12 protein-coding genes are annotated in these 26,372 nt (G+C 62.0%); 8 read left to right on the forward strand and 4 right to left on the reverse strand.

The window, feature by feature from the left end; genetic code table 11:
- Positions 1 to 997: 997 nt before the first annotated feature.
- A complete protein-coding gene (locus AB1792_01145) occupies positions 998 to 3,217 on the forward strand; it encodes a hypothetical protein (GenBank protein ID MEW5700822.1) in 2,220 nt (739 codons plus the stop codon).
- Between the two features lie 388 nt (positions 3,218 to 3,605).
- On the opposite strand, the gene AB1792_01150 is transcribed toward AB1792_01145, so the two are convergent.
- The 4 genes from AB1792_01150 to AB1792_01165 all read right to left on the reverse strand — a co-directional run bounded on the left by AB1792_01150 (position 3,606) and on the right by AB1792_01165 (position 11,303).
- Positions 3,606 to 5,381, reverse strand: coding sequence for a S41 family peptidase (locus AB1792_01150; GenBank protein MEW5700823.1), 1,776 nt, complete (start codon positions 5,379 to 5,381; stop codon positions 3,606 to 3,608).
- Positions 5,382 to 5,850: 469 nt separating this feature from the next.
- Entirely contained in the window at positions 5,851 to 8,169 is a 2,319-nt protein-coding gene (locus AB1792_01155) for a tetratricopeptide repeat protein (GenBank protein ID MEW5700824.1), read from the reverse strand.
- 207 nt (positions 8,170 to 8,376) lie between these two features.
- Positions 8,377 to 10,752, reverse strand: coding sequence for a S8 family serine peptidase (locus tag AB1792_01160; GenBank protein MEW5700825.1), 2,376 nt, complete (start codon positions 10,750 to 10,752; stop codon positions 8,377 to 8,379).
- A 53-nt stretch (positions 10,753 to 10,805) separates the two neighbouring features.
- Positions 10,806 to 11,303: a thioredoxin fold domain-containing protein gene (locus AB1792_01165; protein MEW5700826.1), complete on the reverse strand. Its 498-nt coding sequence runs from the start codon at positions 11,301 to 11,303 to the stop codon at positions 10,806 to 10,808.
- Between the two features lie 1,173 nt (positions 11,304 to 12,476).
- On the opposite strand from AB1792_01165, the gene porU reads away from it, so the two are divergent.
- The 7 genes from porU (at position 12,477) to AB1792_01200 (ending at position 26,209) form a co-directional block, all read left to right on the forward strand.
- A complete protein-coding gene (gene porU / locus AB1792_01170; protein ID MEW5700827.1) occupies positions 12,477 to 16,193 on the forward strand; it encodes a type IX secretion system sortase PorU in 3,717 nt (1,238 codons plus the stop codon).
- A gap of 45 nt (positions 16,194 to 16,238) precedes the next feature.
- A complete protein-coding gene (locus AB1792_01175) occupies positions 16,239 to 18,968 on the forward strand; it encodes a PorV/PorQ family protein (protein ID MEW5700828.1) in 2,730 nt (909 codons plus the stop codon).
- Between the two features lie 191 nt (positions 18,969 to 19,159).
- Positions 19,160 to 22,498, forward strand: a complete 3,339-nt coding sequence (locus AB1792_01180; protein ID MEW5700829.1) for a T9SS type A sorting domain-containing protein — start codon at positions 19,160 to 19,162, stop codon at positions 22,496 to 22,498.
- An 82-nt stretch (positions 22,499 to 22,580) separates the two neighbouring features.
- Complete coding sequence (locus tag AB1792_01185) at positions 22,581 to 23,162, forward strand: transposase (protein MEW5700830.1); 582 nt, start codon at positions 22,581 to 22,583, stop codon at positions 23,160 to 23,162.
- Between the two features lie 10 nt (positions 23,163 to 23,172).
- Entirely contained in the window at positions 23,173 to 24,177 is a 1,005-nt protein-coding gene (locus AB1792_01190; protein ID MEW5700831.1) for a hypothetical protein, read from the forward strand.
- A 329-nt stretch (positions 24,178 to 24,506) separates the two neighbouring features.
- The gene (locus tag AB1792_01195) at positions 24,507 to 25,172 is read left to right on the forward strand and encodes a hypothetical protein (GenBank protein MEW5700832.1); all 666 of its coding nucleotides are present in this window, start codon (positions 24,507 to 24,509) and stop codon (positions 25,170 to 25,172) included.
- A gap of 89 nt (positions 25,173 to 25,261) precedes the next feature.
- Positions 25,262 to 26,209, forward strand: coding sequence for an NHL repeat-containing protein (locus tag AB1792_01200; protein MEW5700833.1), 948 nt, complete (start codon positions 25,262 to 25,264; stop codon positions 26,207 to 26,209).
- The last annotated feature ends 163 nt before the right edge of the window (positions 26,210 to 26,372 follow it).

The following is a 26,372-nucleotide window of genomic DNA, read 5'->3' on the forward strand; positions in this document are numbered from 1 at the left end:
GAATTCGCACGTTGCTTCGAGCCAAAGACACAGCAAGGTCCACAGCCCCGGGCCAAGCATCCGCGACTAGCACGACTGGCAATGCCGCCGTTCCAGCAGAATCTACAGCAGCCTGCAATGCAACCGCCATCCTGATGCACTGATCGCAGTCGGTTGTGACCAAGGTAATGACACCCCCATGGGGCAGTACTTGCGACACTGAGAGGAGACTCTCACTGGCGATGGGTGAGAGCGGAAGTTGCGGGAACGCCTCCGCCACTTCGATTCCTACCACCTCGCGTCTGAACTGCTGCGCCAAGCTGTCGTGCCATTCGCGCCACCTCAGCAGTGTGGCCGAGTCCGGGGACTCCGGGGCCGAAGACGTCGTCCTCGCCCGCACCTTGTTGCGAGGTTGCCCGAGCCAGATACCCAAAACGGCAGCAACCACAGTGACCGCCACGTAGGCGGCAACGGTCTTTGGGGGCAAGGTAACCCCCACAGTAGCACCTCCAGTACTCGGGGCGCCACAAACACCAATAATCCGTCAGGAGCATCGCCCCCCCTTACAATTTGTCAAGAACTTTCTTGACTTTTCTTTGCACAACCGGAAATAATTCTCCGGACGGGGTGTAATGTGTTGTCGGGTACTGACTAAGGCGGAGTGACACTGCCAGGAACACGTGCTCCAATCCTGAGGTAGCTTCCGGTGAGATCGTCCCGTACAATTGCAGTCAATGTCGCGTCTGCAGTTCTTCTGTGTATCCTTGGCGCGCCCGCGACGGGCGAGCACCTAATCCTGCCGGTCTTTGACCTTCGTCTGCACTACGTCGGGGACATTTGGTACGGGGTGCCCAATGACGGGCCGTGCTGGGCTTGCTATCGCGATCAACCTCCGGCACTCTCGCACAAGGATCGCGACGCTTTGCGGATCGACTGGGATCCATGCTTCGAGTTTCCCGGCCGATCAACTGTCCAATACTTGGAGACCGGCGGCTTGGCAATTGGATGTATCCGACATATGGACACGCTGGTCAGTTCCTCAGCACTGGGTTTCTGGACATACGAGTTCATGGCATACGACACGATTCGTGAATCTTCCCGCGTTCCCGGATCGCGTTACTATAGCAGTGAGGCCATAAGTGACCAGGAGTACTTCACAACCTTCTATGACACTTCAGTATCATCTCATTCCGGAATCGACTTCATCGAGAACCGTCGGCACCGGCCGATAGGGCTCGCATTCCACCAAACCAGTCATTCGTGGTCCACCGGATTTGCCAAGCGGTTCATCATCTTTGAGTATTGGATCGAGAATATCTCCGGCGACACTCTTCATCAATGCGCCGTGGGATTATCTCTCTCCCCATTGGTTGGCTACACGGGCGGTACCTTCGGCGACGGTACCTGTGGCCTCTTGCGTGAGGTTCCAGGTATAGTTTCGGCGACGGTGGACACGCTCGACGTCGCGTGGGCCGCGGACATAGATGGGAAACCGACTAGGTCGGGATCTTATTTCGAGCGGTCCCCCACTGCCGTCTTGGGCGTGCGTATCTTACGTGCACCCATGGGTGGCAACTTCAGTTTCAACTGGTGGGGTTCTACGTCGGGGACCGATTACGCTTGGGGTCCACGGCGACAGCGAGACCAACTCCGATTCACCCCTTCTCAGGGAATGCCGCTCGGCGATCGTCATCGGTACCGGATGATGACAAACGGCGAGATCGATTACGATCAGGTCTACTGTGCCTTGGATCACTACGCGGAAGGATGGTCCCCGAATCTCCCTCAAGATGCCATGCGCGAAATCGCCCAAGGCACATGGATCTCATTCGTGCTCTCTTACGGCCCCCTACCTGACATCCCGCCTGGCGATTCAATTCCCTTCACCTTCGCCCTGATCGCCGGCGCCAACTTCCATACTAATCCCCGCAACTTCGCCGACAACTTCGATCCCATGAATCCCAAGCGCTACCTCGACAATCTCGACTTCACCGATCTGATCCAGAATGCCTGCTGGGCCGACTGGATATTTGATTTCCCCGGTGTCGACACCGACGGCGATGGATATCGCGGGAAATATCATGTGACCAACTGCAATCCCAGCGGGACGGTCTGCGACACGGTCTGGTACAAAGGCGATGGCATCCCCGATTGGGCCGGGCCGCAGGCGCCGTCCTCGCCGCCGTTCGAGTTCAGCACCGCGCCGCACAAGATCACACTCCGCTGGAATGGCGCGATTCCAGAAACGAGCCGGGACCAGCTCTCGCGCAAGCGCGACTGGGAGGGATACCGGGTCTACTCGTCGCGCTTCGACGTCGATGACAAATACGAACTGATCGCCAGTTGGGATAAACCGGACGACTTCACCCGATGGGCCTACCAGTCCAAGACCAACGACTGGAAACAGGTCTCCTATCCGTTGACTGTGGACCAATGGCGCGCCGTCATGGACGATCCGGAATTCGATCCTCTGGACCATTCACATCCGTCCTTCGAATCCGCCTACCGCGACACGATCATCGACACCGTGGTCGACGTGCACGGGACCATCATCGAGATCGTCCCACGGCTGCGCTACTCGTATTGGATACCGGAGAACGCCAACCGGGGGAACCGCTACTGGGGCGCGGACCGTTGGGAGGACAATCTGATCCAGAAGGTCGGCGAGCAGGACACGATCATCGACAGCGATACGCTCAGTTATGGCATCTACGAGATGACGCTCGACAATCTGAACGCCGCCATCCCTTTGTACTTCGCCATCACCGCTTATGACTATGGCGACTATGTTCGCAATGTGACCACGTTGGAAGGGTCCCCCCACACCAACAGCCAATACTGCCACCTGCTGTACTCCTCCGACGTCGTCATCGATTCGGGTCTGCAGGTCTCGGTCTTTCCCAATCCGTACAAGATCCAGTTCAAGGATGCCTTCGGTGACTGGACCAGTTACTATCGTGAGGGGTATGAGGGACCGGGGAAGCCGGTGATGGACGAGCGCGACCGGCGTATCTGGTTCATCAATCTCCCCGACACGGCGGAGATCAACATCTACACGCTCGATGGCGACTTGGTCCGCAAGATTCTGCATCCCGATCCGTTCCTGACGACGTACCCATCGATCGTCGGCTGGGACCTGATCTCGCGCAACACGCAGGCGGTGGTGTCCGGTATCTACATCTGGCGGGTCGATTCGCGGTTGGGTAGACAGATCGGCAAGCTAGTGATCATCAAGTAGGGGCACGGCGTGCCGTGCCCGCATCCGCGATCAAAGATCGCGGGCACACGCATTCGCACGTAGGGCGGGCTCTGCCCGCCCGCAAGGGGCTGAAGCCCCTTGTCCTCGGTTGTTGCGTCGAATGACGGAAGCCGCGATCAAAGATCGCGGGCACGCGTTCATGTGTCTCGTAGGGTGGGCTCCGCCCACCTTCCAAAGGGTTGAAGCCCCTTGCCTCAACGCGAACGACGCGCTTCCACTGGGACTTCACATCTCGAGGACAAGGGGTTTCAAGCCCTTGTTCCCCCCGGCGAAGCACGGACATTCCGAGGCGGCCACGCACCATACAACAAAATGAAGAACGGCCCCATCGGGGGCCGTCTTCACATGTGAAAACTCGTGCGGTCGGTCAGCTCTTCCGATCGCCCGCCAGCAGATGCCGGTACTCGTCCTTGGACGTGAGGATCTCGCGCGCCCTCTGCACGTACTGGTCTTCCCGCAACACATATCCCTCATAGTACCCGCGTTCCCCGTACAGCTTGTTGAGAACCGCACGCCGAATCTCGCCCTTCAGGAGGTCCTGGCTTTCGTCAAATGCCAGCTCCTTCTCGCGGGCCACCAGTTCACGCATCTGCGCGAGCGTGGGTTCATAGATCGCCTGGCGGGCCGGATCATCCTTCAGATCGGCCGTGATCTTGTCGAGCTCGACTTCGGTCTCCGTCTTGAAGTCGAACTTATCGTCCCGCAGGTACTGCCGGAAGGCCTCGAGAACGGCATCGTCCGCCACGAAGTCCATCGACGCATTCGGGTGCGTCGCGGTGTAGTGGACGGCGAAGTTGAAGAACTTTCCCTGACGCCACAGGTCGATCTCCAGCGGTTTGGACAACTGCCGCTCGACCAGCACGTCGGGGACAACGCCGCCGCCGCCGAACACCTTGCGCCCCTTGTTCGTGTAGTACACCTCCGCATCGGAACGCGGCTTGTCGACCAACGAGTCGTCGTCGGCTTCCTCTTTGGTGCCGGGGTGTTTGGTGGCGCGGCTCGGCTTCTGAATGGAACGCCCCGACGGAATATAGTAGCGCGCCGTCGTCAACTTGAGAGCCACGTCGTCGGTTTCCGGGAGCCGGAACACCTGTTGCACGAGTCCCTTGCCGAACGTCGTATTCCCGACAATCAACCCACGGTCCCAGTCCTGAATCGCGCCGGAAACGATCTCGCTGGCGGAGGCCGTCCCCTCGTCCACAAGCACGACCAACGGCAGGTCGGGGAGGACCGGGTCTTCGGAGGAAAAGTACTTGTGCTGCGATTCCGGATCGCGCCCCTGCGTGTAGACGATCAGCTTGTCCTTCGCCAGGAAGAGATTCGAAGTCTTGACCGCCTGATCGAGCAACCCGCCGCCGTTGTAGCGCAGATCGAAGATCAGACTCCTGGCCCCCTGGTTCTTCAGGTCGGTGAGCGCCTCCCGCAGCTCCTGGTCCGTCGTCTCCGAGAACTTGTTGAGCCGCAAATAGCCGATCTTGTTCTGCTCGTCGGCCATGCCGTAGTACGGCACCGACTTCAACTCGATCACGGCGCGGTCGACCGTGTAGTCCAAGGGCTCATGCAGACCGGCGCGGACGATCGTCAGTACGACCTTCGTGCCCGCCGGTCCCCGCATCAATTTGGCCGCCTGCTCGGTCGTCATGCCGAAGGTCGGCTTGCCGTCGATGGCGACAATCCGGTCGCCCGCCTGCAGTCCGACACGCTGCGCCGGCGTCCCCTCGATCGGGGCGATGATTGTGATCGTGTCCTCGCGCCGGTCGATCTGCATCCCCAGACCCTCGTACTTCCCGTGCGTGGACTCCATCAACTGATCGTAATTCCGCTGTTCCATCAGTACGGAAAATGGGTCCAGGACGTCCAGCATGCCGCGAATGCCGGCATAGACCATGTCCTTGGTGTTGACCGTGTCCATGTAGTTCGACTGGATGCGGAAGGAGATGTCGTTCAAGAGACGTGTGTACTTGTACAGCGTCTCCCGCATCAGATTGCGGCTGCGGTCGGTGTCCACCGTGCCGCCATCGGTCTGGGCCCAGACCGCCTCGCGGTGGGGGGTCGCCTCACCCGATCCCACAATCCAGATCGTCGCCGCCGCCGCCACGGCCAGAAACAGCGTGTACAACCGGAAACGTCGCTCGTTATTCATGGCTCATCCTGTCGGTTTGATCATCGCCGCGTCCGTCACCGCGCGGCACCTTCTTGTACGATGCATCCGTGGATCGTGTTTTGCAACAATTGTTCTCCCCGTTGCACATACGGGCCGTTTTTGGGCCGTTGTCCCGCTTCCGGGACCCAAGAACGCAAGTACGCTGCCGCTCAGTGCTGGCCGTCAAGGCATGACCTTTTCGCGAGAACCGCAACTGGGTTCCGAGTCCATCCTACACCCGTTCTGCCGTCATGTTCCTGAACCTGTTACAGGAAAATCACCCGACAGAAGCGGTCGCACGTGACTAGAGTCGGTTTCATAGCCCAAATGAGTTGATGTGCCACGGGTCTTCAGACCCGTGCCGCTTCCCTCCACCCTTGGGAGTTCACGGGTCTAAAGACCCGTGGCACCAACAACTCATGTCTCGCACGAAGTTCTGAAACCCATTGTAAGGCGGGGAAACGCAGTGCTATGGCTCCAGGAACTTGCGGAAATAGGGCTGGCCGGAGTCGGCAGGGGAACGACGCAGGTACTCCCGCGTCGCGGCGACTGCGGCGGCACGGTCACCGGCGTCATCCGCCAGATACACCAGTTCCATCCACGGCAGGGCCAGAGTCGTGTCCAGTCGAGCCGCCCTCTGCGCCAACTCACGCGCCCTGTTCGGCTGCCCCAGGTGTCGGTGGGTCATGGCCAGATAGTAGATCGCCAGAGCGTCGTCCGGCGCGTGCTTCAACGCCCGCGTCAATGCGGCATTGGCAGAATCGTACTGGCTGAGCATGACGTAGGAGGTGCCCAGAATGAACGAAGCGCGGGCATGCGCGGGGAAGTTCGCCTCCCACAACCGGGCCGCTGCCGCCGTGCGCTCTCGGTCCCTGCTCTGCTGGCATAATGCCACGAGGCGCACATAGACCTCCTCTTCGTCGGGATGGCGATCGACGGCTTCCTGGTAGTACCGTAATGCTGCGGCCGTGTCCCCGGCCGCTATGGCACCACGAGCGCGGATGTAATAGGCCTCGAAATGACCCGGCCAGCGCCGCGATGTCTCCGCCGCCATCGTGTCAGCTTTCTCCAACATTCCGAGCCGCTGATACGCTTGTGACAGAAGGGTGCGCGACTGCAGTGACGTGTCCGATAGATTCAGGGCCCTCTCGAACATGTCTCGTGTGCGCTCTGGCTGGTCAAGCCGCGCTCCCAAAAGCCCCAACGCTTTACAAATCGAAAGATCGGTGCTGTCCAGTCGCATGGCCCGCTCGTATGCGGTCACGGCGCTGTCATATCGTCCGAGGTGCTCGTACGTAGCCCCGAGGTTCTTCCACGACATGACATCGTCGGGCGTGTACTCGGCGCGGCGACGGAAATGCTCAGCGGCGATGTCCCAACGTCCCTGCTTCTTGGCCATCAGGAATCCCCACGACACCAGCCGCATACCCCGGTAAAACCCCCCTGAGTAATGCATGTCCTGCCGCACGAGGCGGTCAACGCGCAGCGCGGCTCTCGTCTCGTTCTGAAGCGCGAAGATAAAGGGAGCCACATGGGCAACGGCCAACGCGGCCACCGGCACCCAACGCCAGGAAAGAGTCGCACGGGATCGGCCCAGTATCACCGTCCCCGCCCACAGCGACATCGGGATGCCGAATCCCGCCAGCAGATCCCAATCCCGAAACGCTCCCAAGAGTGGATCGACCCAGAATGCGAAGTACCACAGTGCGACGACCGCCACGGCCAGGACGCCGCTGCCGGTTTGCGGTGTGATGGCTCGGGATTCCGGCCGTGACGGCGTGTCGACCCTCTGTGTCAGCCAGAGTATCAAGCCCAGCGCGCCGACAGGGGCCACCAGCAGTATCTGATTGAGCGCATCGAGGAGATGAGGTAGCGACAACGCGGTGTAGGCCGAGTCGGGCGTGCTCCAGAGGGGGACTGTCACGGCATGGCCGGTCAGGTGCATGAGGATGCTCCCCAAGGCACAGATCGCGAAACCCACCGCGAAGCGGACGCCTGCCATCTGTCGGGTCAGCGGCGCAGCCGCCAGTCGGCGTAGGCGCCATGTCGCCCAGGCCAGCGGGAGGGCCAAGGGCAATGCCTGAAGATGAAAGGCGCAGGCCAAAGCCCATAGTGCCCAGGCCAGCCACATCCGTCGCGGTCGCTTCTGCGACTCAATCGCGAACACCAGCGCCCACAGTCCGGCGGCGTTGGTGAGCGAGTATGCTTCGACGTAGCTGAACCAGAGCGCGACGGACCCGCTGGCCAAAGCCGAGGCGACGAGCAGCCGCCTCGCCGGATGTCCGGCGGCGACCGCGGCTGCCATGCGCACGATCGCCCACAGCATGAACACTCCGGCCAGAGCGCTGATGATTCCATAGGTCAATTCCACCGAGCCGCCGAACGGCATGACCAGAGCTCGGTGGAAGGCCCAGTGCGTGACCAAATCGAGCCACATGACCATCAATTGCGACCCGAGTTGTGGCAGTTTCCCGCCCGCCAAGTATCCGGGAAACGAGTAACCGTCACCGTAGGCCAGGCCCCGCGAACGAAAGACCAGGAAGAGCGCGACCAACCCCGCGGCCAGCAGCACTCCTCCCCATCGTCCCACGCGTATGCGTATCTGTGTGACGCTGGCATCAACGGACCGCGCCACCGGAGCGAGCATGGCGGCACCGACCAATACCACGAGCAACCACCGGACAGACACAGGAACTTCCGACCAGTAGTCCAGGCCCCAGGTTCTGATTCCCGGTATTCCTGCCGCGATCAAATGCCAGAGCGTCAGTACGCCGATTCCGAACAACATGAATTCCGTCGTTCGATCATTCCGGGGCTGCGACGCGCTCTTCGTACTTGTCTTGATCATACGCTGACCGCAGGGCAAATCCCAAGCGAACGCGAAGGTACATTTGGGTGCCCAGGATCACAACAGACAATGGCGTTCCAAGCCATGTAGAGAAAGAGGGTCGCGCAGCCGCGGCCCTCCTGTGGGAATTTCCGGAACTCTACGCGGTTATGGGCAAACCGGGGCGGTGCCCCCGCGGAAGACATGCTCGATCAGACGAATGACATCCTGTAGGGAGTACTGGCCGTCACAGTTTGTGTCGACCAGGAATGCCCGCGGCGGCAGGGGATTGCCCCGGAAGACGATCCCCACTTCCGCGACCACGTCCGTGACGTTCAACAGGCCGTCATAGTTCAGGTCCCCCCGTGCGACATCGATGCTCAACGAGCCGGGGTAGAAGACGGGCTGGTAGGACAGTACGGGTGACTGAAACTGGAATGCATACGTGCCCAGGAGCGTGGCGGTGTCGATCACAACCGGCAGGTCGGGATCGGCGCCGGGGACCGTGGTCATCCACAAACGCAGAATCGGGCCGCTGCCGGGGGGCAACGGTGCGCTGCCGCCGCCATTGTCGGCGCGCAGGCGCACCGCCATCTGGCCATTGAAGCGGTTGTCATAATCGAAGTGGAAATACTCGAAGTATGACGTGCGACACCCGCTGGTGACGACCGAATCGATGTTCGCGGTCGCCGGGATATTGGTCGCGATGAAGGGGAAGATCAGTTCCGTCACCGGCTGGAAGTTGGTGGCCGACAACTCCACCATCACCGCTTGCCCCGGCCCGGCCGGAACCGAGGCATTGGCCGTGACCACCGTCTCGGCCAGCGCGGTCACATAGTTGGTCTTGATCTTGAACCCCTGACCGATCACCGTCTGCGTGCGCAGCGACACTTCGTATAGACCGCCTCCGTACACATGGACCGGATTCTGGGTGAATGCCGAATCACCGTCGCCGAAGTCCCACGTCCATCCGGTGGCCGGTGTCTTGGAACTGTCATTGAACTGCACCGTCAGCGGCGCCTCTCCGATCAGAGGGGCGGCGTCGAAGTTGGTCGACGCGAGGTTGGCCACGGCGTTCGCCGCGTTGATCCGTCCCGAGCCGAGCAGGCCGGCGTACCCGGGATTCAGCGCGTCGATGTCGTCGGCGGTGTTGATGATGATGTCGAACGCTTCCTGTCGCGTCAGCAGAGGATTCAAAGTCCGGATCAGTCCGACCAATCCGACCACGTGAGGCGCCGCCATCGACGTCCCGCCGTAGGTGGCATAGGACGGCGAGTAGTGATTCGATACGGTGCTGCGAATGGAGGAACCGGGGGCCGATACGTCCACCAACGGACTGTAGTTGGAGAAGCTCGACTTCTGGTCGCCCTGGTTGGTGGAGGCGACGCAGAGGACGTCGTTGCGCGACTGCAGATACCCGAGCGATTGGCTGTTTTCGTTTCCCGCCGCCGCGGAAATGACCAATCCATGGGCGACCGCGTAGTCGGTGGCCGCCTCGATTCCGCCCCCCGACGATGAGCCGAAACTGTAGTTGATCGCCACCGCGCCGTTGTCCGCGGCGTAGCGGAACGCTTGCGCCACATAGTCCATGTGCGTGCGCCCGTTCTCGACGCCGCCGTCATTGAACGAGTATCCCATCCGCAGGCACATGATCTTGCACCCCGGCTCGGTGGCCGGTCCGAAGCCGCCCGCGATCCCGGCGACGCCCTTGCCGTTGTTGGTCACCGCCGCGATCGTCCCGGACGTGTGCGTGCCATGACCGTTGAAATCCTTCGGATCGTTGTCCTGAACTGATCCATCCTCACCCGGCCAAACCGCGCTCCCACCGGAAACAAAGTCCCACCCGATCAGATCATCGACATACCCATTCCCGTCATCATCGATCCCGTTTATGTCGGAGGCATCCATCACCACGCCGTCGGAATCGAGATCCTCCCCCGGATTGACCCAGATATTGTCGTAGAGGTCCTCATGGTTCCATTGCACACCGGTGTCGGTGTCGGCGAGAATGACCCCCCCGCCCACCGTGTTGTCCCAGGCCTCCGTGGCGTCGATGTCGTGGTCATTGAACTGCTGCAGGTCCCATTGCTGACTGAACTGCGGGTCGTTGGGTGAGCGCATGATGTAGGCATAGAAATCGTACTCGACCTTGGCGACACGGGGGTCGCTCTGGTATTCGGCGGCGGCCCGATCGAGATCGACACTCTCATCAAACTCGAGCACATACCAGCCGCTCAGATCGGGGGCATTATGCGGTGCCTTCGTTGGCTGGGCGCCGGGGAAGAGGGCACGGTAGTTCTGCAGATCAAACTTCAGGTTCAGCTCGTCCACGCCGGGAATCCCCATCACCGCACCGGTGGGATGGGCTTTGAGATCGTTGGGCTTCACTCCGGGTTCCAAGTTCACGACCAGGACACCGGGGATTCTCTCCACCTGCGCCGGATGGGCCGGCAGGCCCGCAATGACCATGGCCGATGCGATGCCAGGGACAAAAAGGCAGTACACCGCGCCGCAAGCCAGACTGCGAATCACTCGCTTCAACATCTTGATCCCCTCACGTGAGTGACTTCAGTTCGATCCCTGGTTCTGCCTGACACTCAAGGCACACCCAGTATCTGCTCCAACTCCTTTACAAGCGCCGTCGCCGTGCGGAATCCGACGATCTGACTCGTCTCACGACCTTCACGGTTCAGAACGATCACCGTCGGATACCCGGTCACGCGATAGATCGTGCGGGCGAGACCACGACAGGTCACGCTGGAGTCCGCGTAGGCGACAAGCGTGTCCGAGTCCGGGTCAATCTGGGCGATATTGAACGACTTACCCAGGATGTGAATGACGGTGGAATCGGTCAACGTCTCCGCCTTGAGCTTCTTGCACCACCCACACCACGTGGCCAGCACAAACAGCAGGGAATGATCGTGTTTCCCAGGGACATCACGGTACAGGACTTCGGTGCCGACCCATTGCAGCGTCGTCGGAACCGGCGGCTCCGTGTTCGGCTGCGTCGGACGCGGGCCGGAACATGAAAACAGAACCCCGGTCGCCAAACCGGCGACCGCCAACATCACCCACACAACTCCGGGGTTTCTCATGCCGATCACAACACGACAAGAACGGTACCGTGGTCGCTCCGCCGACGACTCATAAGCAATATAACCGGCCAATTTCGGTTGTCAATGATAAAGCCATGAAAATCATGCGGTTCTGACGGGGCATGCTCCACCGGATACGGGATTCGTAGGAGTCGATCCCAGGTCGACCCGGTACACCGGCGTGGTAGGGTGGGCTCCGCCCACCGCAGGGGGTTGAAAGCCCCCTGTCCTCAGACGATCACTGTCGGGATCGCGGACAGGGGGTTTTCAACCTCTTGGTTCTTGTTCGGTAGGGGCGAGGCAGTGTTCACCCGCCTCTGGCGGTCCTCGTCCTTCGTCGGGCGAACAAAGAGGGCGACCCGCCGGGTCGCCCCTACGCGATATCCCGTAATGCCCTGCCCGGGGTGGCACGCACAAACTCGTTTGTGCGTGCCTCGATCCAGCGACAATTGTAGGGGTCGATCCCAGATCGACCCCCACGGCGGCCAAATGACGACTTCTCGCAACGCCTTGCACAATCTGCCATGGTGTCCGCTGATCGTCCTGCGACATTACCCATTGAATCCCCGGAACGGCGGTGACACGCCATTCTGGCCCCGTCTTTGCATGCAATGGGCGGGAATCACTCCTGCTTGGTATACAACCATCGGGGCGAGACAGGATCAAACATCAGTTGACTTTGGGAGTCCTAACGCATTAATTGACTCGGGGTTCGGCGGGTTCCGCCGCCCTAAAGGAGGTCTTAGCGCACCTGCTCGATTGATTGCCCCATGCTGTCTGCCCAGTTATCTTGGGACGCGTGGAGCACGACACAGTTAGACGAGTGCTGCGAGCAGGGTGAACGTGCGCTGTCACCGCCATCGAGTCTTCTTGATTGCACTGGCCTGGATTCTTCGTGCCCTGCCTGCAGCTTCCGCTGGCGGGTATGATGACTGTTCGATTCTCTCCCTCTCCAACTCCAGCATAACGTTTGAGTACCGCCCCGGCGAACTTGCCTGGCGTACTGGACCTGCCGGAGAATACCCGGCACTGGCCAACGCTGCCCTGAATTCGACCCCCGGGTTTCCCCCAATACAAGGCCGTATCGTTTATGTCGCGTTGCCGCTTGGCTCCGCCGTTGTCGACGCGCAATTGATCGGTAGCGCTCCGTCAGAGCGGCTCGTTCGCCCCTCCATGTCGCGGGCCGCGCGCGGGTCGCTCGCCGCAGGGGCCGGTCCGTATCCCGATTCTCCGGTGGCCGTCGACCGGATCTTCACCATGCACGGCGTGCGGATGGCGCGGCTGATCCTGCACCCGCTGACCGTGGTGTCGGCATCGGGTGAGGTCGAGTTTCGCCCCTCGTTGACTGTCCAGGTGCGCTTCGATCACGCGGGAGCAGAGACAGCGACAGCAACCGTGCCCAATCCCGCGGACCCATTCGACCAGATCCTCGCGAATATCCTCATCAACCCGGAACAGGGGAGACTGTGGCGCTCGACCGACCCCATCGACATGTCCCGCGCGGCAATCACCGACACCAATCCCTTCGTCGGCACGGATCAGTGGATTGCGATCCGTACCCGCGAAGAAGGTGTCGTCGCCGTGACCGCCGCCGATTTCCGCTCGGGGGGAATCACCCCGGCCACGCTCGATCCGCGCAACTTCCGGCTGTTCGCCGGTTCCGGTCGGCAACTATCGACTTTGATGTCGTCCGCACCGCCCGGGTTGCGGCAGGTTCCTATCCGTATCATCGGTGAGGCCGATGGCACTTTCGATGAGACCGACTCCCTGCTTTTTTGGGCGCAGGGGCTCAATCGCTGGGAGCCCGGTGACAATGGCCGGCCGATTGACGTGGTCCACCGCTATGACCGGGACAACGTTTACTGGCTCGCCGCGGCGGGCGATTTCGCCGGTCCTCCCTTGCGACTGACCGCCACCGCGGCCCCGCCGCTTTCCGCTGCGACGGATCGTTTCGCCGGTACCAGCCGCGCCCGTCATGAAGAGGACCACTTCTTCCGCGTCAACACGTTGGGCTACACGGAGAGCTACTACACGTGGTATTGGCGCAACCAGCGCGTCGGCAGCATCGCCCTCGATGCCGTCCATGACCCCGTGGCCGGCGCCCCGGCCATGATCGAATTCGGTACCTTCGCCGGGTTCGCCGGGCGCGACCCCGCCCGCCTGGTGACCGGCGGCGTCAACTCCCTGCCCACGCGCCTGTATCCCGGAACCGGGGAGGACCGAAGCACCATCTCCCAGTTCGATCTGTCCGCCTTTGATCCGGCGGCGACCTTTGTCCTGGCGTTCGACTCGACTCCGTCGTCGAACTACTACCTCGACTACTATTCGATTGAATATCAACGGCGCCTCGACTGCGCCGATGGCGCGGTTGAGTTCCTGGCCCCCGATACGAACGGGACGGTCAACTTCATCCTCGCCAACGCCGCCGATGCCGATGTCTGGGATGTGACCGACCCGGCCGGCCCATTCGCACTCAGCAGTCTGGCCGTCGACGGCAGCACCACCCGTTTTGGGACGGTGCTGGCGCAAGGTGCGCGCCGCGTCTTCTTTGCCGCCCGGCCGTCGCAGCGGCTGCGGCCGCAGAGTCTGCAACGGGTTACGACGGTCGACCTGCACACCCCGGCGACCGGCGCCGACTATGTCGCGATCGGCCCGCGCGCGTTCGCCGCGGCCACCGGAGCATTCCTGGACTATCGTGCCGTTCATGACGGCTTGCGTACGCGCTTTGTCGCGCTGGAGGATGTCTACAACAGCTTCTCCCTCGGCGTCGCCGATCCGGTCGCCATCCGGCGCTTCCTGCGGCAGTGCCACTTCGGCTGGCCGTCACCGGCCCCTGTCTATGCGCTCTTGGTCGGTGATGGATCGAATGACTACCTCGACCGCACCGGGGCGCGCTCGGTCAACTACGTGCCGCCCTACATCGTCCGCGACGACAACGTGGTCTCCGATGAGAGCTATGTGTACTTCTCCGATGCCGCGGTCCTGAATGCCGTGCCCAATCCCCAGGACAACCCGTTCCCCGATATGCTGATCGGGCGCTGGCCGGTGCGCACACAGGCGGAGATTGGCGCCGTCACGGCGAAGGTGCGCCGCTATGAGTCGACGGAGAACCTCGGCCCCTGGCGCTCCCGCATCATGATGGTGGCCGATGACGAATTCGGCGATCGCAATCTGGGGTCTGTCCGCGAGACCTTTCACATCAACGACGCCGAGCAGATCGCCCGCACGACGATTCCCGGTCGCTTCGATCTGGAGAAGATCTATCTGACAGAATATCCCTTCAACAATCCGGGGTGCAACGATCCCAGCGCCCGCGGGTGCACCAAACCGATGGCCAAGGAAGCGATCATCGCCGGCCTCAATGACGGCGTCGCGGTCTTCGACTACCTCGGGCACGGCAATCCCGATCTGTTGGCCCATGAACACGTTTTTGAGCGGGTGACCGATCTGCCCCGACTCGTGAATGCCACAACTCCGACTGCGGTGTTGACCTTCTCTTGCTCCATCGGGCTGTTCGACGACCCTGTGCGGGAGGGAATGTCGGAGGAGTGGTTCCGGATGTCACCCGGCGGGGCCGTAGCCGTGGTCTCCGCCACCCGGCTGGCCGCGGCGCTGGCCAATGCCGACTTGAACGAAGAGGTGTTCAACCTCCTGTTCACGCGCGGCATTACGGGGATCGGCGCGGCGGTGTATACCGGCAAGCTGCGCCGGCAGTATTTCGAACCGTCCTGCCGCCTCTTCAGCAACTGCCAGGCGCCGATTTGCCCCTGTCAGAATGATCGCGGCTATGTCCTCTTTGGCGATCCGGCGATGCGCTTGGGCATCCCCGATTTGCGTGTGCAATTCGATACCGTGCAGCCCGAGAGTCTGTCGGCTCTTGCGCTGACGCGTGTTGCCGGTTGTATCACCGACACCGCCGGAACCCTCCAGTCGGGATTCGACGGTGAGGTCAGCATCATCGCGCGCGACGTCGATCGCCATCGGGTTCATGCGATCGACGCGACGACGTCGATCGAATACGATCTGGCGGGGGGCACCCTCTATCGCGGCCGCGTGCCGGTCCAGGGGGGACGATTCGCCTTCGGATTCATCGTTCCCAAAGACATCGCCTACGGCGAACGGGGAGCGCGCATCATGGGTCACGCGGCCGCGGCCACGCGGATGGCCAACGGCAGTGTCGATTCGCTCTGGCTCTCCGGCACGGCGATCGCGCCCAGCGACACGTCCGGACCACAGGTGCGTTTGGAAACGACCCGCGGGGAACCGATTGTCGACGGTTTCACGTTGGCCGAAGGGTCTGGGGTCGTCGTCATGCTCTCCGACCCCTCGGGAATCAACCTCAGCGGCGCGCCGGGGCACCGGCTCCTGGTTACGGTCAACGACGGTGATCGTCCTTTCGCCGATCTCACCGACGTGTTTACTTACGATCCTGGGGTGTTCGACCGGGGGAGAGCCGACGTGTCTTTGGCGGGACTGGCGAAGGGATCTCAACGGCTGACTGTCACCGGTTGGGACAACGCCAACAACTCCACCCGGCACGTGGTCGATGTCACGATCAGTAGCGCCGGGAGCGCCGACGAGTTCCGCGTGACTGAGTTCCTCAACTACCCCAATCCGTTCTCCGAACGGACGACGTTCTATTTTCGCGCCACGCGCGAAGTCCGCAGGGCGAAAATCCGGATTTTCACGGTCGCCGGCCGCCTCATCTGGGAGACGGGGTCGGCCCGCGACGGCGAGGTCGAATGGAACGGCAGGGATGCGGCCGGTGATCCGGTCGGCAACGGCGTCTATCTGGCCCAACTGGAAGTCACCGGGCAACTGGTGTCATCGCAGGGAAAAGTGGTCGATAAGAGGGCATACAGAGAGGCCAAGTTGGTAGTATCACGGTGAAGGCCGATCCCGGCGGTTCCCGGCGAGAGTACCACGGAGCACCATATGAAGATCAGGAAGCATGCTCACATAAACGAGAACGGTCGCAGGCTGTCCCATGGGACACACGTCGGCGGATCGGTGGAAGGGGTACGACAGATGCAACGCATGAAAACCGCGCTGGCGATGCTGATCGCACTGGCGCTGCTATGGCCGGCAACGACGGCGCGGGCCCAGGTGAACGCCGGTGTGCTGTTCTTGCGCATCGCGCCGGGAGCCCGTGCCGCGGGGATCGGGGAATCGTTCGTGGCGATGGCCAATGACGCGACGGCCACGCACTGGAACCCCGCCGGGCTGGGAACATATCCCCTCAACACCGAGTGGAGCGAGTATCCGCTCGCGCCGTCCGGCCAGGTGCTGGACGCCGTGCCGCTCAAGAATGGACTGCCCTACGACAACTTCACCGGGTATGACCTTTGGATCTTGACCGATTCCGGCCTGACAGTCTTCCATCCGTCGAGGGCCGCACAGCAAGTTAAGTCGGCCGCCGCGACCGGTTTCACCGCTCCCAGGGGCAACACGTTGGAGTTGTCGACCGACGGTGTCAGTTCCGTTTCGGCGGCCATCCTCCGCTACGCCCCCTTCATGACTGAGGACGAGGCGGAGACGATCGCCCGTCGATCGGCCGCCGGCGAAGTCGGCATTCCCCTCGCGGAGCTGGAACCGATGCTGGCACGCATCGGCGGGGCCATGCCGGAAGGGTACCGGGATCGCACGACGCTCGAAAACGTGATTCGTGAATTCAGGACGGCGTTTCTCGAGGGGAGAGTCGGGACCGATCGCCTCCCGGAGCTCCGCACTGCGATGGCGGCGTTGCCGGAGTCCGGTCCGGCCGACTTGTCCTTGTTGGATCGCATCCGCTTCACGATGGAGCGCAGCGTGTCGTTGGTCCTGCCTCACACCATTCCCGTCCAGTTGAATGACCTGATCCGCCCCCCGGTACAGGCCATTGCATCCGATGGTAGCACGATCTATGTCGCCGCCAGCAACGGCCTCCTGCAATTCAACGGGGAACGCTGGGAAGTCGTGCCGCCGCCCGATGGGATCGATTGGAGGACGACCCGGATCAATTGTCTGGCGGCCGCCGGCGGAAGACGTCTCTGGGTCGGCACTGACAGCGGCCTGTTGGCCCGGAGCTCCGGCCAATGGGAGACGATCGGTTCCGATCGGGGGCTTCCCGATCCGCGTGTGCTGAAGATCACTCTCGCCGGATCTCGCGCCGGGTGGGTTCTCACCAACGCGGGGTTGGCCGCTTATGACGGGAAGATGTTCTCCAGCACTGCGTCCGTGACCGCCAATGTCGGCGATTCGCTCCGCTCCGTCGTGGAGCGCTTCTTGGATACCGACGATGCGGTTGTGATCGGCCGTGCGTTGGAAGCCGTGCGTTCCGCCGGCGACATCCCCGCCGATACCGCGCCACTGGCCGGGAAGACCATTGCCATCCCCTATTCCCTGGGAATTCGTGGGGACGTGACCGGCATGGAACTCGACGCGTACGATCGCCTGTGGGTCGGGACGACGGTCGGGACATTCCGCTTCGGCAAGGGCCGATGGACCTCATTCGGATACGAGGCAGTTTTGGTCGAAGAGGCGACCACGGCCGAAGCGCTCGCCGAGTCCCGTCTCGGCAAGCGGGCAACACCGGAGAGAGTCCAGCGCCTCGCGGAATATGTCAAACTCTACAACAATCTGCCCGACGGCCAGATTCCCGCCGGTCGGACCGTGTACGTGTACCGCAACCCGGCCGGGGCGCACATCCTCGACATGGCTGCCGCGGGCGATCAAATGCTGATCGCCACCGAGGTGGGACAACTGGAAGTCTCGTCCGGCCAGTGGAGCCGCTACTTTCATGGCGAGCTGGAACAGGATCAAGTACATGCGATCGTGGCCGAGGGCGGCGACGTGTGGTTTGTCACCGACAATCGCGTCGTCGTCTACCAGCATCCCCACAAAGAGATCAGCTTCATGCATGTCAACTGGCTCCCCGAATTCAATCTCGACTTGTACTATGAGTACCTGACCTACGTCGCCAACATCGAGGGAATCGGCACGGTCGGCGCGGCGATCACGTTTCTTTCATACGGCGAAATCATCCGCACCGATGAACTCGGCAACGTCGGCAATCCCTTCCATTCCTTCGACGGCGCATTGTCCCTGTCCTATGGAACGCGCCTCAATCCCAATCTGGCCGCCGGTCTGTCGGCGAAGATCATCTACTCCCGTTTGGCCGATCAGGGCGCGGGAGCGGAGATCGGCTCGGGCAGCGCCACCGCCTTTGCCATGGACGCCGGTCTTCTCTATCGGACGCCGTGGCGACGGCTGACGCTCGGCGCCGCGCTCACCAACGTGGGGCCCAACATCTCCTATATTGACGCCCAGCAGTCCGACCCATTGCCGCGCAACCTCGCGCTCGGCTTCGCCTACCGCATATGGGATTCGCCGTACAACCGGCTGACCATCATTGGCGAGGCCAACAAGGAGCTTGTCGACCTGACCAGCAGCACCTCTGAGGAAGTGAAGCAGACCGTGTTCAACGGCGGCGCCGAGTACTGGTATGGATCGTTTGTGGCGCTGCGCGGCGGGTATATTTACGATCAGGACGGGGAAATCAAGACGGCGACGCTCGGCGCCGGTCTGTCGTACCAGCGCTTCGAGATGGATGTCGCCTATATCCCCTCCAACAAAGACCTGCCGCTGGCCAACACGCTGCGTGTGAGCATGACGGGACGCTTTTGAAGACAGCAGGGATCATGGGACCGCGCGCCCGGCTCATGTGCATTCCGCTGGTGAGGGCAGTGTTAACCTCTCCCACCGGCACTGTCCCGAACAGAGTGAGGGAGAGAGGTCGATACGCCATAGGCGGATCGGCTTGCACTGAGCGAAGTCGAAGTGGTGAGGGGGAAGCCCCGTTTCAAGTGGGACCAGCGATGTGGCAGTATTCGCGAAATCTTCTGCTTCTTGCCGTCGCGGCAATATGGCCATCCTGCCCCCATGCGGCGGCAACCTGGAATACGGCGGCGCACGTCGTCCACTTGGACCGTGGTGCCTTGGTGATCGACACGACGATGCGCGCCGAATCTTCATCGCGCCGTTGCTTTTGCCCGGTGCCGTCGGAGCGCAATCTCCTCGGGCTCCGGCGGGACACACCGGTTTCTTCCGGGCGGCTGGCAGCCGGGATGCCGGCACAGGAACCGACGGTGCTGCGGGTCGTCGCGATTCGCGTCGAGTTCCCGTTGGAATCTCCCGATGATCCGCTGACCACCGGCACCGGGCGATTCGACCGCCGCGATACGATCGCCTATCGGGATTCGAACGGTCACTCCTTCGACAGCGCGCCGCACACCAAGCGCTACTTCGAGGCGCATCTGCGAGCGCTCAATGCCTACTGGAACACCGTGTCCAACGATCATCTGCGTCTGGAATGGGCGGTGTTTCCCGAGGATTCCGACGCGGCGTATCAGTTGCCGAACCCGATGTCCCACTACGGTCGCACGCGAGGGGACGACTCCGGCGTGGTTTGGGGACTGCAGCAGTTCGTGATAGACGCCGCCGAAGCTGCCGCTGCCGATCCTGACTTGCATTTCCCCGACTATGATGCCGTGATCATCTTCCACGCCGGCGCCGATCGGCAGACTGACATCGCGGATGACACACCGCATGATCTCTTCTCGGCATTTCTCCGACTGGACAAACCATACATCAGCCGTCCCCCCGGAGGCATGGCACAGCCGATCCTGTTGCGTGCCGGGGCGGATACGCTGAGCGAAGCGATCATCATGCCCGAAACGATGATCCAGGACGGCCGCATCAGTGTGCTCAATGCCGTACTCGCGCACGAGTTCGGTCATCAGTTGGGACTGGTCGACTTGTACAACACCTACAACGGTGCCACGTGTGTCGGCAATTTCTCCCTGATGGACAACAACGCCGCCGATGTCGGCATCGAGGCCGAAGTCGATGGGAGAGCGCGCATCATCTTCGGCGCGCTGCCGGTTCTGCCTGATCCTTGGTCTCGTGCCTACCTCGGATTTGTTGACGTGGCGACCGTCACCGATTCCAGCAATGTCCCCGTCTGGGCGGCCGAAGATCTGGAAGTCGTCCCGTCCAATCGTCAGGTCTGGCGCGTGCCCATCTCGCAGAGCGAGTACTATCTGCTGGAGAACCGCCTGTACGATCTCGACGGCGATGAAGCCGCGGGGCTGCGCCTCGACTCGGCAACCAACGTTGTCCTTGGCCCTGCCGACACGGCGCTGATCCCCGGTGTCCCGCCGCAGTTGACGCGGGAATACGATTTCCTTCTCCCCGGCAACGGGCTGCTGATCTGGCATGTCGATGAGGGGGTGGCGGCGCTCGATTACGTGACCGCTGATGATGCGCCCGACAACTTCCTCGCCAACACACTACAATGGGATGACAACCGACGCTTCGTGCGCGTGATCGAAGCGGACGGACTCTCGCAGCTCGGCGCCCCGGGGATCTTCCGTTACTATACGGGCAGTGCAGGAGACTACTATTACCGCCCGCACAACATGGAGCTCAGTCCCACCACGATCCCCCCGGCCAAGAGCTACACCGGCGGGTACACCGGCGTCCGCATCAGCAACATCTCCGTGCCCGGAAGAACCATGCTCTTCCATGTAACGACGGCCGGCACGCTTCCCGGATTCCCGATCTACGTCGGTAACCAATCCGGCGACGTCGGCGCGCCGATTATCACCGACATCAAGCGCTCCGTGGCCGGCGATTGGCGCACTCCCGGCGATGGTCGGCCCGAGGTCTTTCTCGGTTATGAAAATTACATCCTCGCCTATGCTTGGGATGGCGCGTCGCTCGCGGGCATCCAAGTCCAGGATTCAACTCTCGGCTTCGACACGACCGCTACGTTGAAGTCACTTCGCGCCGTCGCTGTCGGCAACCCCGACGACGGCGGGTGGGTATCGGCGCCGCTCATCTACAATGTCCCCGATCAGTTTAGCACGCTCGTTGCCGTTTCCCGCGCCGGGCGCGTCTACGCCTGGCGGATGCAGGATGCTGACGGAGACAGTCTGTTCGATACGCTCTTCGTACGCCGGGCCGTCGGAGCCCCCAGCGGTCCGCCGATCATCTGGGACCGCCCCGGTAGCACATCGTTGAAGGACTTGTATCTCCCGATCAACGGCGCCTTCTACAATCTGTTTCATCTCGACGACGGTGTCCGGGAGATCAACGTCGCTCCCGGCGTGATCCGCAGCACCGCGGGAACAGGTCCGCAAAACGCGATGATGGTCTTCAACCTCGACGGCTCCTGGTTCGTGTCGCGGTTCGACGGTGAACAACGGGTCGCAATGGGGAGCGACTCACTCATGACACCTGCGCTCGGCGACGTCGACCATGATGGTCGGCTTGACTACGCTGTCGTCACGGCGGCCGGGCGGTTGTGGGTCCTGGATTCCACCTTGAATGTCGCGTCGGACTTCCCCGTTGAAATGGGATTCACCCCTTCGTCGGCCCCGGTTCTCGCCGACGTCGACCGCGATGGATACCTCGACATTGTGGTCGCCGGCGAAGGCATGCTCCATGCCTATGCACGAAACGGCACGCCTCTTTCCAATTTCCCGATCACGATCGGCCGCAGCAATGAGCCGGATTCGCTCGCACCGGCCGCCGCCATCATTGATATGGGCAACACCCAGAGTCTGGCGTTGCTGACCGGCGGAGCCAGTCGCGCCATCTATGGCTGGGATAAGCAGGGCGAACGACTGGCACAGATGCCGCGTCCGGTCGGGTCTGCGCTGACTGCTCCGGTCGCTTGGGCGCTCAACAGCGACGAGGCCACAGCGGCCATCTTCGCGCGTGCCGCGGACGGGTATCTCTATGCCTTCAACCTTCCCGTTCCTGCGACCGAGGCTGCTCGTGCCATCTGGCCGATGGCGGGGCGTGATCCCCGACACACTGCCACGGTACCGACTGATGAACTGGAACCGCTGGTCACGCCGACTCAGTTCTTCGTCAGCGAACGTGCCTATGTCTATCCCAATCCGGCCAGCGACCGCGCGATTGTACGCTATTGGCTCGGCGATGATGCCACAGTCAGCATCCGCATCTATGACTTGGCCGGCAATCTCATCACCGAGGCAGATGGTCCCGGCGTCGGCGGTGTCTACAACGAGTGGACTTGGTCTTGCGCCCAGGCGGCATCGGGAGTTTACTTCGCGCGGCTGGAAGTGACCCGGCGCGCGGGCGGACAGACGGAGACGGCATTCTGCAAATTGGCGGTGGTGCAATGACCCTGTATATCCATCGGGCCACGGCCCCCCACCTTCGACCCCCTGTAGGGGCACGGCGTGCCGTGCCCGCTCATGGTGCGCGGTGAACACCAATCACACATTGCCTCATCGCCGCTCCGTGCGCATAGCCGGGTACGACTACACACGCGCAGGGGCGTATTTCGTCACGATTTGTACACGCGATCGCGCCTGTATCTTGGGCGATGTCGTGGATGGGACCGTGCATTTGAATCCCCTTGGGTGCGCCGCTCGTCACGAATGGATGGTGATACCGACACACCATCCGCAGGTTGTGCTGGATGTGTTCGTGGTCATGCCCAACCACGTGCACGGGATCATCATTCTCTCCCATCCGTCGGGCACGGCACGCCGTGCCCCTACAGAGGAACGATTCGCACGTCCCGTTGCGGGCTCACTGCCGACCATCGTACGCGCCTTCAAATCGGCATCGACCCGATCGATCAACCTCCTGCGCCGCACACCCGGAGCCGCCGTCTGGCAACGCAATTACTACGAACACGTAATACGCAACGAAGACGAACTGCTCCGTGCGCGAGAATACATCGTGAACAACCCTCTGCGATGGTCCCTGGATCGCGATAACCCAGACGTCATCGCCCCACGTGCATTATCTGTAGGGCTGCGGCCTGCCGTGCCCTCATGAAGGAGGACGTGTGAAACCGGATCGACATGCACGAATCTGGATCGTAATGACGGTCGTGGCAGCCGCCTTGACAATCACCACCAAGGCCGCCTGTGCCACCGGCTCGCTTGAGACCACGGATCTCGCGCTTGAGCGCGCGACTTGGCAACAACCGATCCTCCTCTCGATGACGGCGACATCCGAGCCTGCTGCGCCGCTGTTGGCCCAGGCCACCGGCGATGAGCCGGTCGATGTCTATGGCTTCAAGAAGAAAAGCCCGCGGCGCGCCTTCCTGCAGTCGTTCCTCATTCCCGGTTGGGGCCAGTGGTACAACGGCTCGCGCATCAAGCCGTTTCTCTTTCTCGGGCTGGAGGCGGCGGGATGGTACGGGGTGTCCCATTTCCACAGCAAGGGAGTGGACAGGGAGGACGAATACGTGGCGTACGCCGACGCGCACTGGGACAGTACGAGGTATTTTGCCGGCCTGCGCCGCGTCTTCTATCCGACCGAGCAATTTCCTCCCGACTATGACCAGCGGCTGATGGACACCCGGATCTACACGTACATCGATGATACCGACTCGCTGCGAAGCAAGACCTTCTCCCACCACGCGTATTTTAAGGACACGCTCGGTACCGTGAAAGTCCCAAAGGGCGAGTACTACGAGAACGTCGGCAAGTACAGCCAGTTCAACTTCGGATGGGATGACTACCGATACACGGTCGACAGCGTCTCGCCCACCCCCGACAGCCTCCCGACCGGACCCACCGACACCGCGCGCTTCAATCTCATCTCGGCCAACCGCCGCCACTATCTGAAGCTGCGTGACGACGCCAACAAGGAATACAAACGCGCCTCGACGATGCTGGTCGCCACCATCGCGAATCACCTTCTGTCGGCATTTGAAGCTGCGATTGGAGCGCGACGCTACAACCGGGCCCAGGACCGATTCGGCACCGTGGACCACCAGATTCGTCTGGTCCGTGGCTCCGATGGCAAGCTCATGCCGCGCGTTACCGTGGCGTATCGATTCTGACAGCCGTGAGATCGAGAGCATCACACATGGTCGACGTCGGACGAGCACTAACCTCTCCCTCCGGCCTGCCCCGAGCGAAGTCGAGGGGGAGAGGTCCATCCGTCCGGAGGACGGATCGGGTGAGGGAGATATTAAGTGTGCTTGTCCCGGTACTGGCTCTCGTAGTATGCTCCTCTGCGACATGTCGGGCCGATCAACAGCCGGCCTTGCCCGTTCCAGACACGACAGGGCTTGTAGGGTGCGTGCTCAGCACGCACCGTCAGGGGGCTGGAAACCCTCTGTCCGCAATCGATAACGATCCGCTGGCAATCGTAGGGGCACGCCCTGCCGTGCCCGTCTTCTCCCCGGTAAGCGCGCTCGCTCGACCACGCACGGAACGCGACAGTGAGTTCGGCACCGAAGACCGGGACAAGGTCAACGTGACACGCGCCGTGGCGTATTCGCTCATACTCCCCGGCGCCGGGCAGTGGTATGCCGGTGCCAAGGGCCGTGCCGGCGTCTTCCTCGTCGGCGAAGCTGCGACGTGGACTCTGTTTGGGTACTTCCGTACTGTCAGCAGCATCAAAGAAGACAGCTATCAGTCCTACGCTCGTGTTCATGCCGGAATCGACCCAGCCGGTAAGAGCGTTGATTTCTATCGCCTGATCACCTTCTATGAATCGCGGGATGAATACAATGAATACGGTCGCCTCTTGGCACCGGGGCGACCATACTACCCGGATAGCCCGGTCTGGGACTGGCAATGGGATTCCCAGGCGGCGATGCGACGCTATCGCACCCTCCGCAATCAGAAAAGCGAGGCCGACAATCGCGCTCGCTTCACGCTCGGTGCCGCTGTCGTCGACCGACTGATCGCCGCCATCGACGCCTGGCGGACCGCCCGGTCGGCCAATCGCCGTGCGCGCATGGAGACGTCACAGTGGAAGGTGCACCTGAAAGGCGTTCCCAGTCTGGATCACCCGGCATTCGGACTGGTTCTTTCCCGGCAATTCTGACCAACACCACCGATGGGTGGATCGGTGGTCTGCCCCGACGCTCTGCACCGTGTTGGCGTCGACTTGGCACACTCTCGGTGATACTGCTGATGCTCGGCTGTGCCGGGTCTTCGTCGTTCGTGACACCGCAGGTGACGCCGACCTCCGAGTTGCTTGTCATTTCAATCATCGACCGCGACTACCTCGAACGTCTATCGAACCGTATACCGGGGACAGCGACACCGGTTTCCACAGAAGCGTTCGAGCCCCTGTCGATGGCATTGTCCGGCGACGATGCACTGGTAATCGCCGACCCCGCTGGTGGCCGACTCTGGTCACTGGCCGGACCGGGCGGCGGTGACGGTCGGCTGCGACCGCTGCTGGCGGCGGGTATCACGCCGCATCCGCCTGGTTTTGTGCGCATGGACCGTCTGGGAAATGTCTTTGTCACCGGCGTCGAGACCGGGGCGGTCACGATCTGTGATCCGCGGCTCCACCCGGTCGGCAGTATCGCGGCGCCGTACGGGGCGCTTGGCTTGGTCATCGGCCGACCGGTCGGGATCGCCTTTGGTCTCCAGGGGGAATGCTACGTTTCGGATCAGACGAATGCCTTGGTGCATCATTTCGATGCCGCCGGTGGTTTCGTGGCATCCTTCGGCGGTCCCGATGCCGGTTGGGGACGAGTGCTGCGCCCCGAGGGCCTCGACTGCTCGCCCGACGGCAACGAAATCTACGTTTGTGATCCCGGCACAAGACGCGTTCTCGTGTATGATCCCGCTGGCGTGCCGTTGCGCGAGATCGGCGGCACCGACCTGATCGAGCCGCGGAGCGTCGCTGTGGACCGCCGCGGCCAGTGTTTTGTCGCCGATCCGGGAGCGAAGGCCGTGATGGTGTTTGCCGCTAACGGTCGTTGGATCCGGACCCTGACCGGACTGCCCCCTGCCATCGAGCGTTTCAGCGCGCCGTGCGACGTCGCGGTGGTGGATTCGGTGATCTGGATTGCCGACGCCTCGGCCGGGAAGATCGTCGCGGTCACTCTCCGGCCTCCGCATCCGTGAGATTCGGATGAAGCGGCAAGATCGATAACCCTCCCACGGCATGGACGCACAGGTTCACAGCCTCACAACGACACTTTCCCTTCAACGGAGAGTGGGACCGATAACCTCTCCCTCCGGCACTGTCCCGAACAGCGTGAGGGAGAGAGGTCGCTTGGACCGGAGG

The organism is Candidatus Zixiibacteriota bacterium, from assembly GCA_040752595.1.
GTDB lineage: Bacteria > Zixibacteria > MSB-5A5 > WJJR01 > WJJR01 > JACQFV01.